Here is a 13,991-nt window from a genome sequence, read left to right on the forward strand (position 1 = left end):
AAACCCATCTCCTCACCCCGCAACCCAGGTTATCCCCCCCCCCCCCCCCCCCCCCCCCCCCCCCCCCCCCCCCCCCCCCCCCCCCCCCCCCGCCGCCCCGCCTACGGGCACGACGCGCTGATCGCCTGCGACCGGCTGGTACGGGTCTTCACCACCGACGGCGTCGAGGTGCAGGCCTTGCAGGGGCTCGATCTGCTGGTCGCCGAGGGCGAGTTGATGGCGCTGGTCGGCGCGTCCGGCAGCGGCAAGTCCACGCTGATGAACATTCTGGCCGGTCTGGACGTGCCGACCGCCGGCGCCGCCAGGGTCGCCGGCCGCGATCTGCTGACGATGGACGCCAGGGCCCGGCTGGGCTACCGCCGCGAGGTCGTCGGCTTCGTCTGGCAGCAGACCGCCCGCAACCTCCTGCCGTACCTGACCACCCTGCAGAACGTCATGCTGCCGATGCAGCTGAGCGGCGGCCGTCGCCGGGCGGCCCGTACGAAGGCCGCCGAGCAGCTGCTGTCGATGCTCTCCCTGGACCACTGCCAAGACCGCCGGCCGCACCAGCTCTCCGGCGGTGAGCAGCAGCGCACCGCCATCGCGGTGGCGCTGGCCAACACCCCGTCGGTGCTGCTGGCCGACGAGCCGACCGGCGAGCTGGACTCGCACACCGCCGAGCAGGTCTTCACGGCCTTCCGCACCGCCAACGAGGAGCTGGGCACCACGATCGTGATCGTCACCCACGACCAGGCGGTGGCGGGCGAGGTGCGGCGCACGGTCGCGATCCGCGACGGCCGTACGTCGTCCGAGGTGCTGCGGCGCACCGAACGGGACGCCGCGACGGGCCGGGAGTCCCTGGTCGCCCGCGAATACGCGATGCTCGACCGCGCGGGCCGCCTGCAGCTGCCGGCCGAGTACACCGGCAGCCTGGGCATGGAGCATCGCGTCCTGCTGGAGCTGGAGAGCGACCACATCGGGGTGTGGCCGGACCGGCCGGCCGACGCGGAACGGGCGGCCGGGGATTCTGGGGAGGTGCCTGGTCAGGGACCTGGGCAGGCGCGGGATCCCGGGGACGCTCGGCGCGCGGACCGGGACTCCTAGGGGTCCCTCCAGGGGGGGGCAGCCCTTCAGGACGGCGGACGGGGCGGGCGGCCCCGCCCCCTCAGACCGGCGTGACCGTGAGCCCCGACAGGCCCGTGAGCCCGGCCGGTCCCCCGGTCCGTACGGCGATCGATCCGTACGGGGTGCTCAGCCGCAGCCAGCCGCCCGCGGAGAGCAGGCTCAGCGACGGGGCTTGGGGCCGCTCGTCCTGGACGGCGGCGGTGGTGGGACGGCCGGCCAGCGCCCCGGCCCGCGCCGGACGCAGGAAGCCCAGCGACTGGGCGGCGTGCGCGGCGCGCAGCGGGAGGTGGGTGTCGCCGAGGGTGCGCGACCAGATCTCCCGGCCGATGCGGTCGCGTTCGGCGCGGGTGCGGTGCTGCGGCGGCAGCGCCTCGTCACGGGCCCGGAACTCGGCGACCGCGGCGGCCACCGCGCGCACCAGCGCCTCGGGCGCCGGCAGTCCCGGCACCCGCTGCCAGCCGCCGCGCGGCGGCAGCAGCCCGGTCCACGGCGGGCCCGTGACGGCGGCGGGCACGGTCAGCGTCCCCGCCGGCTCCTCGATGCCTTCGAGGAGGTCACCGGCCGAGACGGTGGTGTCCAGGTCGACGTCTCCGGCGAGCCGGGCGGTGCGGATCGCCAGCACCTCGAAGGACGGCGGGCGGCCGAAGACGGCGAGCACCCCGCCGCCGGCCTGGAGCCGTACCGCCGCGGCGCGGTCGTAGTGGATCAGCCGGGCGAGGAAGGCGGCGAGGTCCGCGGCCTCCCCGGCATCGGCCAGATGCAGCGCCGTCATACCGCGACGGATCCCTCCTGACGCGACGCGTCGTCCAGATACTCCTTGAGGATGCCCTTCTCCTCCGCGCTGAGGCGCCGCGGACGGCCCTCGGCGAAGTCGAACGGGACGACGACGGTCGCGGCCCGCGCATAGAGCGCGTCCTCGTCCTTGACCTCGTAGCCGACCGTCAGCGACGCGGCGCTGATCCTCGTCACCCACAACTCGACGGTCACCGGGGAGTGCCGGTGCACCAGCGGCCGCAGATAGTCGATCTCGTGCCGGGCGACGACCGAGCCGCCCTTGAACGACGGGCTGCCGCCCCCCGGCGCCAGCCGGCGCATGAAGTCGATCCGCGCCTCTTCGAGGTAGCGGACGAAGACCACGTTGTTGACGTGGCCGAACGCGTCCATGTCCGACCAGCGCAGGGGGCAGGAGTAGAGGTGACGCACGACGGTCAGCCCCGGGTGAGCTTCTTGTACGTGGCGCGGTGCGGGCGGGCTGCTTCCGCGCCGAGCCGCTCGATCTTGTTCTTCTCGTACGACTCGAAGTTGCCCTCGAACCAGAACCACTTGGAGTCGCCCTCGTACGCCAGGATGTGGGTGGCGACGCGGTCGAGGAACCAGCGGTCGTGGGAGACGACCACGGCGCAGCCCGGGAACTCCAGCAGCGCGTTCTCCAGCGAGGAGAGCGTCTCGACGTCGAGGTCGTTGGTCGGCTCGTCGAGGAGGAGCAGGTTGCCGCCCTGCTTGAGGGTGAGCGCCAGGTTCAGGCGGTTGCGCTCACCACCGGAGAGCACCCCGGCCGGCTTCTGCTGGTCCGGGCCCTTGAAGCCGAACGCGGAGACATACGCCCGCGAGGGCATCTCGACCTGGCCGACGTTGATGTAGTCCAGCTCGTCGGAGACCACGGCCCACAGGGTCTTCTTGGGGTCGATGTTCTCGCGGCTCTGGTCGACGTAGGAGATCTTGACGGTGTCGCCGACCTTGATGTCGCCGGAGTCCGGGGTCTCCAGGCCCTGGATCATCTTGAACAGCGTGGTCTTGCCGGCGCCGTTCGGGCCGATGACGCCCACGATGCCGTTGCGCGGCAGCGTGAAGCTCAGGTCGTCGATCAGGACCTTCTCGCCGAAGGCCTTGTTGAGCTTCTCCACCTCGACGACGACGTTGCCCAGGCGCGGGCCCGGCGGGATCTGGATCTCCTCGAAGTCCAGCTTGCGCATCTTGTCGGCCTCGGCCGCCATCTCCTCGTAACGCGCCAGACGCGCCTTGGACTTGGCCTGCCGTCCCTTGGCGTTGGAGCGCACCCACTCCAGCTCTTCCTTCAGGCGCTTGGCACGCTTGGCGTCCTTCTGGCCCTCGACCTTCAGACGGGTCTGCTTGGTCTCGAGGTACTTGGAGTAGTTGCCCTCGTAGCCGTGGGCGCGGCCGCGGTCGAGCTCCAGGATCCAGCCGGCGACGTTGTCGAGGAAGTACCGGTCGTGGGTGACGGCGACGACGGTGCCGGGGTACTTGGCCAGGTGCTGCTCCAGCCACTGCACGGACTCGGCGTCCAGGTGGTTGGTGGGCTCGTCGAGCAGCAGCAGGTCGGGGGCCTCCAGCAGCAGCTTGCACAGCGCGACGCGGCGGCGCTCACCACCGGAGAGGTTGGTGACCGCCCAGTCGCCGGGCGGGCAGCCCAGCGCGTCCATGGCCTGCTCCAGCTGGGTGTCCAGGTCCCACGCGTTGGCGTGGTCGAGGTCCTCCTGGAGCTTGCCCATCTCCTCCATCAGCGCGTCGGAGTAGTCGGTCGCCATCAGCTCGGCGACCTCGTTGAAGCGGTGCAGCTTGCCCATGATCTCGGCGGCGCCGTCCTGGACGTTCTGCAGCACGGTCTTCGACTCGTCCAGCGGCGGCTCCTGAAGGAGCATGCCCACGGTGTAGCCCGGGGAGAGGAAGGCGTCACCGTTCGACGGCTGCTCAAGACCGGCCATGATCTTCAGCACCGTGGACTTACCGGCGCCGTTGGGACCCACGACACCGATCTTCGCGCCCGGCAGGAAGCTCAGCGTCACGTCATCAAGGATGACCTTGTCGCCGTGCGCCTTGCGCGCCTTGCGCATCGTGTAGATGTACTCAGCCAAGAGAAACCGTCCGGCAGATTGGATCGAAAAGGGTCTGTGAGCGGCACCGCCCGGGGCCTTCGTAGGACATGGCCGAGGGAGGGCAGATACACCCCATCTTGCCGTACGTCCATCCCTGGAAGGAAACGGGTTCCGACGAGCGGACGCCCGTGGCCCCGGAGCCGTACAACGCTCCGGGGCCACGGGATGTTCCTCGACCACCGCCCGGTCACCGGACGGTCGCCGATTGTTACTGGGCGGGGGTGCCGGTCTTCTTCTTGCGGAGGAAGAACACCGCGGCGCCGCCGACCACGACCAGGACGACCGCGATGCCCGCGATCATCGGCGTGGCATTGCTGGAGCCGGTCTCGGCAAGGTCGCCGTGGCCGCCGCCGGTGCTGCCGCCGACCGAGGCCGGGCTGGGCTGCGGGGAGGGCTTGCCACCGCCGCTGCCGGCGGTCTTGCAGTCCAGAACACCGGTAAAGGTCTTCTTGAAGCCGCCCGCACCCTTGATCGTGATCTCGTACGGCTGGTCCTCGGCCACCGGGACGGTCACGGTCTGCGACTTGCCCGGGGCGACCTCGTACTGCTTGCCGGACAGCTGGAAGCCGAACGCCTCGTCGCCCTTGTTGGTCGCGGTGACGTCCACGCCGCCCTTGGAGCAGTTCTTCTCGGCGGTGATCGCCGGGATGGCGCCCTGCTTCTTCCAGGAGACCGTGGCGGCCGCGGAGACCGTGGACTCGCTGGAGCCGGCCAGGATCTGGGTCTGGCTCTTGGCGTGCTCGCCGATGCCGGTGAAGGCACGGCCGACCGGGACCTTGGTGGCGGCCTGCGCGGTCAGCGAGGTGCTGCCGTCCGCGGCGCCCTTGGGCACGTCGAAGAAGAGCTGGGTGCCGTCGGTGGCGCTGGTGACCGGCTTGCCGTCCTTGCCCACGACCTTGACGCCGGCCGGCACGTCGGCGGCCGGGGAGATCGTGACGCTGTCGGCGTTGGTGTGCACGGTGACCGGGCCGAGCTTGCTGCCGGACTTGCCGGAGACGGCCGGCGGGTCCAGCGTCAGCGAGGCCTTGGGCTCGGCGACGTTCTGCGCGTTCTTCTCCAGGAAGTCGGCGAGCTTCTCGGCCGCCGGGTCGACCGCGTCCACCTTGGCGTGGTCGGAGAAGCGCCAGATCGCGACCTGGGTGCCGGCCGCGGCGGTCTTCTCGGTGAGGTTCCCGGCACCGGCCTTGGCGGCGAGCGCGGCCAGGTCGTTCACCTGCGGGTAGGAGTTCTGCAGGATCCAGCGGATCTTGCCGGCGTCCCCGTTGTTGTGCAGCGACGAGGCGCTCCAGGGCACTTCCTGGTACTTCGCCTGCTGCTGCGTCGGGTTGTGGATGTCGATGCAGTACGTCTGGAGGGTGCCGCCGTTGTCGACCGACATCTCGAAGAGCCCGGCGCCGACGCGCTGGTCCCCGCCCTCGTTGTGCACGACCGCCTGGTCGAAGGTCTTCAGACCACCGAGCGTGGCGGTGGCACCACCGTGCGCGGGGGTCGTCTCGTCCGCCGCGGCAGTGCCCGCGGTGGCTATCGCACCGGCCGCGACCAGGCCCGAGGCCACGACCGCGGCGGCAAGGCGGGCTGCGCCCCGCCCCTTCATCGAAAGCATGAATTTCCCCTCTGGGCGAGGCGGTCGAGTGGGGAAGATGCCTCGCCGAAAAGATCGCAAAGAACTCAGCAGCCGAACGTCAGCCCCCGTGAGCCCCCGTGAGTACCTGTCGGATCTTATGGAGCGGGCGCATCAGGGTCCCCACTAATGGCATCTCATAAGCGATCCGAATCGCAATCGTTACCGACATCAAGCACCCTGACCTGGCATTATCGACAAATCCCTGATCCCTTTCAGGGCACTGACGCCGTCTGCGGCGAATTGCCCGTATCCCGGGGAGCCGATGCGGCGCCGACGGACAACGGGGTTTCCCGCGGGCGCTGTTGGCGCAGGGCCGGAGGCTGCGACTGCGACTGCGACTGCGACGGCGGCTGCTCAGGTGACTGGGACCGCGGCTGCGGCTGCTCCTCCGGCTGCGGCGGTGGTGTGCCCGTCGGCACGAGGTCCCCTCCCGTGCGCGCCGCGCGCAGGACTCTGCGGAACGCCGCGGTGCCGCGCGAGAGATCGTGGCCGATCGCCACGGCGTCGACCTCGGCCGAGAACCAGCGCTGCCCGCCCCGCTCGGCGGACTGCTCCCCTTCGCGCAGCCGCAACCGTCCCTGGACCACGAGCGGTTCGCCCACCGCCACCGACGCGGCGACGTTGTCCGCCAGCGCACGCCACGACCGGACCGTGTAGAAACTCGTCTCCCCGTCCGCCCAGCGCTCCTGCGCCTTGTCCCACCGCCGGGACGTCGCCGCCAGCCGGAACCTCGCCACCGTCACGCCCGCCGTCGTCTGCCGGTGCTCCACCGCCGTCGCGGCGTTGCCCACCAGCGTCACCATCGTGTCGTTCACGGAACACGCCTCCCCCGCGTCCTGCGCGCTCGCCCTGTGCCGCGTGCGCTGCGTTGCTCTCATGCTGCACGGCTCGGGCGCGGCCCGCGGCGGCCTGTGGACGGGTGGCCGAGTGTGGACAACTCGGCCACCCGCAAGGGGGGTCAGGCGCCCGACGCCACCGCGTACTGCTCGCGCACCTCCCGATAGCGCAGCAGCTCGGCGGCGACCGGCTCCAGCACCCGCGCCCGCCCGCACCCGGCCGCCGCACCGCGCAGCCGCCGCTCGGCGTCCTGCCCGTAACGCCTGGCGGGGCCGCGCGCCACCACCTTGCACAGCCACAGCAGGGCCGGTCCGCCCACCGAGCCGATGACCGCGAGCAGCAGCGCGAAGAGCCAGGCCGTCGCGCCGACCACTCCGGTGAGCGTGCCCAACAGCCACAACACCCCGACGACTTGGAGGACGGACAGCATGCCCTGCAGGGTGGCGGCCACCGTCCACCAGCGCGGCTTCACCACCGGCCCGGCCCGCAACGCCCCCTCGGCGTCGGCGGCCACCTTGTCCAGCGCCTCCGGCAGCCCGTACGCGCCCCGTTCCGCGGCCTCGCGGACCGCCTGCGCCCACGGCGCCGGCAACCCGTGCGCCGCCTCACCGGCAACGGCCCGTACGGCCTGCTCCACCACGGGCCGCGCCGCCGCCCGGCCGTCCCCCGCCGCACCACCGCCACCGGCCGCCCCGAGGCCGACCACCGAATTGGGGCCCCGGCTCCTTCCCCGCCGGCCCCGCATCCGCGCCCACGGCGACCCGCACGCCCGCTCCGCGTGGCGCAGCCAATCGCGTTCCGCCGCGCGCCCGGTGGCCACCGCCCCCACCGCCTCGGCCACCCGGTCGTCGAACTCCTCCCGGGCCCGCTCCGTCAGCCCGACCCGGCTGCGCGCCACGTACACCGACCGCAACCGCTCGGCCGCCGCATCGACATCGGCCGCCAGCCGCCGGTCCGCCGCCCCCCGTTCCGCGACGAACTGCGCGAGCGCCTCCCGTAGTTCCCCCACGCCCTGGCCGGTCGCGGCCGACAGGGTGAGCACCGCCGCCCCGGGCTCCCCGTGCTCGCCGAGCGCGAGCCCGTCCTCGTCCAGCAGTCGGCGCAGGTCGTCCACCACCTGGTCCGCGGCGTCCCCCGGCAGCCGGTCCACCTGGTTGAGGACGACGAACATCACCTCGGCGTAGCCCGCCAGCGGCCGCAGATAGCGCTCGTGCAGCACCGCGTCCGCGTACTTCTCCGGGTCCACCACCCAGATCACCGCGTCCACCAGCTCCAGCATCCGGTCCACCTGGGCACGGTGCTCGGTGGCCGAGGAGTCGTGGTCGGGCAGGTCGATCAGGATGAGTCCGCCCAGCCCGGCGCTGCCGTCCGCGGGGGCGTGCCGACGGTGCGCGGGCACGCCCAGCCGGTGCAGCAGCCCCTCCGCGCCCGGCCCGCCGCCCGGCCACACACAGGCCACCGGGTCGGCGGTCGTCGGCCGCCGCGGACCGACCTGCGAACGGTGCGCTCCGGCCAGCGCGTTGAACAGCGACGACTTGCCGCTGCCGGTGGCCCCGGCGAGGGCGACGACGGTGTGCTCACCGGACAGCCGATACCGCTCGTCGGCCACTTCCAGCACCCGGCCCGCCGCCTCCAGCGTCCGCCCGTCCAGCCGTGTCCGCGACAGCGCGATCAACTCCCGCAACGCCTCCAGCCGCCCCCGCAACCCACCCCCGGCGGCCCGCGGTCCCCCGTCGGCGACCCAGCGGTAGCCGCCCCTGCCCGCCCCGGGAGACGGGCCCCACGATCCGTCGCACGACGCGTCACGCGACGCCGACTCGGCGCATGCTCCGGCGCCCGAACCGGCGTGCGCGCCGACGTATGACGGCGTACGCGACCCGGCGGGCGAAGCCCCACGAGAGGCCCCACGCGAGGCGGTACGAACGCCGCCTGACCCGACGCCCCCATCGATACACGAGCCGGCGGGCGAACCCGTGCCGTGCCCGCCGCGTGCATCGACGGGCGAGGCGGTGCGCGAGAGCGCGCGGGACCCGACGCGCGACCCGGCCCGCGGCGCGCCACACGATGCGGCGCCCGATACGCCACCCGATGCGTCCTGCGCCTCGACGCATGACTCACCACCCACTTCCGCAACCCCCGCCACACCACCCGGCGCGAGCCCGTCGGGGGGCTCCGCCCCGGCCTCGTCCCCGCCCCGCCGCACGCCCGGCCCGCGCACTCCCCCGTCCCGCACCCGCCGCGCGATCAACCCGTCATCCCACGCCCGCCCCCCTGCTCCCCCCACCGACCCCACCCCACCGGCAGCCTCCCCGCTCACGTCCTCCCCTCCCGCGTCCGCTCCGTCCGCCCGCACCTCACCCGCCCGCTCCCCCGTCTCCTCCTCCCCGGTCCCGTCCCTGCCGCTCTCCTGCACCCCGGCCGCCCGTCCGATCCCCGCTCCCGGCCCCGTCACCGTCGATCCGCTCACCCCGACACCTCCTCCTTCGCCATCTGAAGCCCCAGCCCGCCCCCGGGCACCGCACCCACCGCCATCTCCTCCCGCTCCCGCCGCTTCTCCGGCTCCCCCCGCTTCCTCGTCCCCCGCTGCCGCTCCCTGTGCAATACGGACACCGCGGCGATCAGCTCGGCCTGCTGTTCCGGCGGGACGGTGAGCCGGTCCAGCGGCACCAGCCGCCGCTCGCGCTCACCGTCCAGCGCACGCTCCAGATAGGTGGTCAGCAGCCGCCCGCCCCGCTCGCAGAGCCGTAGCGCGGCCTGCGCCCCCAACAGGTCGGCGAGGTTCTCGCCCGCCGTACGGGCGCGCCGCCCGCCGAGCAGCTCGGCGGCCAGCAGGGCGGCCGATTCCTCCGGCTCCACCGAGCCGACCCGGTCACCGGCCTGGCCGCCGCGCGCCTCACGGGTCTCCTCCTCGGCCAGCTCCTCCAGGCACCGCCGCCAGCGACGGACGATCACCCCCAGGCGCCCGGCCGCACCCGCCGCGCCGGCGGCCGCGGTCAGCGAGACCTCCGCCGCCGCGGGATCGCGCCGCCAGGCGTCCGCGGCCCGCTCGTCGGCCTCCTCGACGGCGCAGGTCAGCAGCGAGGCGAGCCCATGGGTCAGCGCGTCGAGCAGCTCGTCCGGCCGACCGCCGAGCCCATGGTCACGCCAGTGGGCACGCGCATCCCCGGCCAGCACCTCACCGGCCGCGATCTCCCGCCGTACCCGCATCGCGGCCCGCTCGTACGCCTCTTCGACCCGTCCGGTCAGCCTCAGCGCCGCGGCGTGCTGAGCAGCGGCGGCCCCGGCCAGCGCGGGCAACCGGCTGCCCAGCGAGGTGATCACGCCGGCGGCGGTACGTTCCGCGGCGGCGACGCGGGCCACGGGGTCCTGGGCGTGCCGCTCCAGCCACTCCCGCAGCGCCGCGACGGCCGTGGCCGGCAGCAGTCCGCTCCCGCCGCCCGCCGACTCGGGCAGCTCGGGAATGGTGAACCGCGGCACCTGGCCGAGCCCGGCGCGCTGCAGCAGTTCCGCGTACCGCCCGGAGATGTCGGTGGCGATCTGATGCGGCACCCGGTCCAGCACCGTCACCAGCGTGACGTCGTACTCCTTGGCCGTACGCAGCAGATGCCAGGGCACCGCGTCCGCGTATCGGGCGGCCGTGGTGACCAGCACCCACACATCCGCCGCACAGATCAGCTCGGCGGCCAGCTCCCGGTTGCGCGCGACCAGCGAATCGATGTCGGGCGCGTCCAGCAGCGCCACTCCGCTGGGCACCGCCGCATCCGCCTCGATCCGCACCGTCAGCGCCCCGGCCTCCCCCGCCGCTCCCCGCCCGCCCCCTTTCCCCTTCTCTTCTTCCTCCCCCGTACCGCCGTACCCCCTATACGCACCCGCCGCCCCGGCCCCCTCCTTCTCGTACTCCGCCCCCCGCTCGTACTCCCCCTCACCGCCGTCGTCCTGCTCGGGCACCCACACCCGGGTGAGCTGCGGCAGCACCCGCGGCCCGGCGAACCAGTGGACGTCGTCCGGATGGCAGACCAGTACCGGCGTACGGGTCGTCGGACGCAGCACCCCGGCCTCCGAGACCCGTCGCCCCACCAGCGAATTGACCAGCGTGGACTTGCCCGCCCCGGTCGATCCCCCGATCACCGCGAGCAGCGGGGCCTGAGGAGCGTGCAAGCGGGGAATCACATAGTCGTCGAGCTGGGCGAGCAGCTCGTCCCGGTTTCGCCGGGCCCGGGCCGCGCCCCTGAGTGGCAGCGGAAAGCGTGCGGCATCGACGCGGTCGCGCAGAACGGACAGTGCGTCGATCAGCCGGGGTCGTACGTCCAAGGTCGCCACATGTGCAGAATGCCCAATTTCGTTGGGTTTTTGAAGCGTATACCCCCTCGTGCGCGCCGCAAGAACCCCCACAGAACGGGACGAGTGACGCATGGGACGATCGCGACAAGCGAGACGCAGGCATAACGAGTGCACAACACCCGACGCACGAGACGCCAAAAGCGGTGCAGGATTCGTACCTGCCTGCGATTATCGGGACCGCTTCACCGAACCTCCACAACGTGCCACGGAGGTGAAGCAACCGGGACGAGGCACCCGGACCTCTATCCTTGTCCGCGGTCCGTGATCCACGCCCACACCGGCCCCCGTAGCTCAGTGGATAGAGCAGGTGCCTTCTAAGCACTTGGCCGCAGGTTCGAGTCCTGCCGGGGGCGCTCCGCAAGACCCTCCCTTCGGGAGGGTCTTTTTGCTGGTCAGGGCGGGTGTGGCCACCCACTTAGATCAGCCGCCCCTCCCTGGTACCCATGGAGAGGGTCCGACCGTGTCCGGCTGTCACCGGGTTTCCGCGGGTGGCAGTGTCGAATACGGGGCACGGTTTCCCGCTCCGCGACCCGTGCCGGCGGGACACATCGTTGAGCCCGTTGGTCAGGCAGGTGTTCCGCAGGCCGTAGACCCACCCACTTCCAAGCGGTGATCGTGGGGTGTGACACCGGCAGCCTCATGGGGGCGCGGGAACGGCATCCCGTGCGCTTCGCCATCCGCAGCGGATCACGGAGCCGGCGAGCATGGCGCCCTGTTCACCCTGGAACAGTCGGACCCGAAAACTACAGGCGTCAGCTTGACGAAAAGCCAGCGAGGTCAACCCCTCTCCCACTAACGTGCTCACATGCAGAGGCGGAAGAACTACAGGGACGTCCTGTTCTCGGTTGAGACGGTGAGGGCCGCCGCGCAGTCGTTCCTTGCGCTTGGGGAAATCGAAGTCAAGGGAGTGACGCGAGAACTGGCAAGGGGGGACGATCACTGGGATTTCGACTCCGACGAAGAGTACTTTGCCGAATGTAGAAGCGGCTACACGGAAACGACCTACAGCCTCAGGTGTTCGAATGGATATCTCTTCCGCCTCTCATCCTCGCCCCTCCTGAAGACCATGATCTCGGTGTCCGCCCCCTCGCGCGCCGAGATTGAAAGAGTGATCGACATATTCGACCGAGCCGTCGAAACTGGAGAGGTCGAGCGATTTCAGCGGACCTGGAAGCCCAGCACTGGGAAGAAAAAGGACTACCGGGACACCCTGTTCTCCACCGAAACGCTCAAAGATGCACTTCTGAGCTTTACGTCCCTCAAGAGGGTGCAAGTCCGTTCGGAAACGCGAGAACTGACACGCGGGCAAGAAAGCTGGGAATTCGACACCGATGAGGAATTCTTTGCCGAGTACCGGCGCGGGTTCCAAGGTGCATCGTTGACGCTGCACTGCGACAACGATCACTACTTTCACGTTCGCTTCTCGGAAATCACCTCAGGTACGACCGTTTCGATCAAGGCTCCCACTCGGGCCGAGGTCGAGGGAGTCTTTTGGGAGTTTGATCGCGTGGCCGAGTCATCCAGGATCGCGCGACCGGAAAAACCCGAGACGCAGCCCTCGCCTTCCATATTTATCGGCCACGGGCGTAGCGCAGCATGGCGAGACCTGAAGGATCACCTGGTCGAACAACAAGGGTACTCGGTACAGGCCTACGAAACGGGAGCTCGCTCCGGGCATACGATCCGCGACATTCTGGACGACCTTCTCAACAGTAGCTCCTTCGCCATCCTGGTCTTAACGGGGGAGGATGAACTGAGCGGTGGAGACATCCGGCCCCGGCAGAACGTGGTCCACGAGTTGGGCTTGTTTCAGGGGAGGCTCGGATTTCCCCGTGCGATCGCCGTGGTCGAAGAGAGCATCGATCTCTTTTCGAACATGGACGGAGTCCAGCAGATCCGTTTCTCGAAAGGCGAGATCCGCCAAGTGTTCGGGGACGTGCTGGCAACGCTTCGCCGCGAGTTCGGCGACTCTCGCTAGACGTGCCCTATGGCCCCCACGGGCGCGCCATCGAGAAGTTGGAAGAACACGGTCCGCTGACCCCTTTCATGAAGGTCGGCAAGACGAAAGCAACATCGAAGTCCTCTCCACCGCATGGGCGCGAGGAACTCGACGCCTGCGAGAGATGGACGCACGGATCGCCACAGGGGTGGCGGACCTGGGGGAACGCCCACTTCGCGCATGCCGCTCCCCCCGGATGCCGCCACTTGGACAGGCGGGTTCATAGGGGAGAGCAGCGTGCTCAGGTCAAGCCGATGGACTCTCGCTTCCCCTTGCGCGGGGAAGACGCCGGCTCATCGTCGAGTCAGGCTTCGATGCGATTCTCGGCCTTGCGGCCCTTGTTCCAGGCGTGCGCGACGAGGCGGTACGCGGTGGCCACTCGGGAACCCGTGCCGCTGTTGTTGAATCCGCCGCGCGACGCCTGGCTAAGGATCTCGGAGCGCCACTTGGCCGCTGTGCCCATGCCCATGCCCACGGTCTTCTGGCCAGCTCCTTGTCGTCGACAAGGTCGCCCCATCGGCCAAGGAACATGCCGATGCCGCCGAGGAGCATGCCGTCCCAAGTCTCCGCTGCACGGCCCCACGCTGCCTCCGCGACCGTGAGCGTGCGGTCGAACACCGTCGAACCGTAACGGTCCACGATCTGCAGCACACCCGACACGGCGCCCACGCCGTTCGTGGACGTCGAACCGAGGGTCAGTCCGTGCTTTTCCAGGATCCTGTCCGTGTCGACGAACTGAGGTACCCCGCCGGTGAGCCCGACGTGGTACTCGTCGATAGGACGCGGCTTATGGGATTCCCTGTTCTTGATCAAGAAGAGGATCGCTTCCTGAGCCTGTGTCAGGCCGTGATGAACCTCGGCCATGAGGGCAGGGATCCCCGCCAGCGCGCATGCGCGCCACCGGTGCTGCCCGTCAACGATGTACAGGTCGCCATCAGAACGTTCGGAGACGATTACTGCGTTCCTCGGACCGTGACTCTGGGCCTGCGGTGGAGAGTTGGCAGCAGTGGGCAGGCCAGGCAGTACCCGGCAGTGCCGTAGCCCCGGACTGCATTGGGCACCTCTGATCGCGACTGTCCGGGGCGCTGGACACCGACGGGATTCAACACTCCCGAATGGTGCAGCCCGTCGGTGGAGCCAGCCCCAGTCTCTTCTAGGCACGTGGCCACAAGTTGGAGTTCTGCCGAGGGCG

The 13,991-nt window shown here is 70.7% G+C and carries 10 protein-coding genes and 1 tRNA gene; 3 read left to right on the forward strand and 8 right to left on the reverse strand.

Annotated elements, in window-relative coordinates; all coding sequences use genetic code 11:
* The first annotated feature begins 117 nt into the window (after positions 1-117).
* Complete coding sequence (locus tag AC0680_RS16155; RefSeq protein WP_478628936.1) at positions 118-1,083, forward strand: ABC transporter ATP-binding protein; 966 nt, start codon at positions 118-120, stop codon at positions 1,081-1,083.
* A 61-nt stretch (positions 1,084-1,144) separates the two neighbouring features.
* Here AC0680_RS16155 and AC0680_RS16160 read toward each other — a convergent pair whose 3' ends face one another.
* The 7 genes from AC0680_RS16160 to AC0680_RS16190 all read right to left on the reverse strand — a co-directional run bounded on the left by AC0680_RS16160 (position 1,145) and on the right by AC0680_RS16190 (position 10,770).
* Positions 1,145-1,876 carry a DUF8010 domain-containing protein gene (locus tag AC0680_RS16160; protein WP_478628816.1) on the reverse strand — a complete coding sequence of 244 codons (732 nt, stop codon included), beginning with the start codon at positions 1,874-1,876 and terminating at the stop codon, positions 1,145-1,147.
* Complete coding sequence (locus AC0680_RS16165; RefSeq protein ID WP_478628819.1) at positions 1,873-2,307, reverse strand: acyl-CoA thioesterase; 435 nt, start codon at positions 2,305-2,307, stop codon at positions 1,873-1,875. Before AC0680_RS16165 ends, AC0680_RS16160 begins: the two co-directional genes overlap by 4 nt.
* A gap of 5 nt (positions 2,308-2,312) precedes the next feature.
* A complete protein-coding gene (gene ettA / locus AC0680_RS16170; RefSeq protein WP_478628821.1) occupies positions 2,313-3,977 on the reverse strand; it encodes an energy-dependent translational throttle protein EttA in 1,665 nt (554 codons plus the stop codon).
* Between the two features lie 229 nt (positions 3,978-4,206).
* Complete coding sequence (locus AC0680_RS16175) at positions 4,207-5,601, reverse strand: LAETG motif-containing sortase-dependent surface protein (RefSeq protein WP_478628823.1); 1,395 nt, start codon at positions 5,599-5,601, stop codon at positions 4,207-4,209.
* Positions 5,602-5,834: 233 nt separating this feature from the next.
* The gene (locus AC0680_RS16180; protein ID WP_478628825.1) at positions 5,835-6,437 is read right to left on the reverse strand and encodes a single-stranded DNA-binding protein; all 603 of its coding nucleotides are present in this window, start codon (positions 6,435-6,437) and stop codon (positions 5,835-5,837) included.
* Between the two features lie 143 nt (positions 6,438-6,580).
* Positions 6,581-8,143 carry a YfjP family GTPase gene (locus tag AC0680_RS16185; RefSeq protein ID WP_478628826.1) on the reverse strand — a complete coding sequence of 521 codons (1,563 nt, stop codon included), beginning with the start codon at positions 8,141-8,143 and terminating at the stop codon, positions 6,581-6,583.
* Positions 8,144-8,922: 779 nt separating this feature from the next.
* Positions 8,923-10,770, reverse strand: a complete 1,848-nt coding sequence (locus tag AC0680_RS16190; RefSeq protein WP_478628938.1) for a dynamin family protein — start codon at positions 10,768-10,770, stop codon at positions 8,923-8,925.
* A gap of 310 nt (positions 10,771-11,080) precedes the next feature.
* On the opposite strand from AC0680_RS16190, the gene AC0680_RS16195 reads away from it, so the two are divergent.
* Positions 11,081-11,153: transfer RNA gene (locus AC0680_RS16195), tRNA-Arg, on the forward strand.
* A 452-nt stretch (positions 11,154-11,605) separates the two neighbouring features.
* Positions 11,606-12,778, forward strand: a complete 1,173-nt coding sequence (locus AC0680_RS16200; protein ID WP_478628827.1) for a TIR domain-containing protein — start codon at positions 11,606-11,608, stop codon at positions 12,776-12,778.
* 325 nt (positions 12,779-13,103) lie between these two features.
* Here the strand turns inward: AC0680_RS16200 and AC0680_RS16205 are convergent, their stop codons facing one another.
* Positions 13,104-13,274: a hypothetical protein gene (locus AC0680_RS16205; RefSeq protein ID WP_478628830.1), complete on the reverse strand. Its 171-nt coding sequence runs from the start codon at positions 13,272-13,274 to the stop codon at positions 13,104-13,106.
* Positions 13,275-13,991 lie beyond the last annotated feature (717 nt).

The sequence above is a fragment of the Streptomyces sp. NPDC043738 genome (assembly GCF_056436545.1).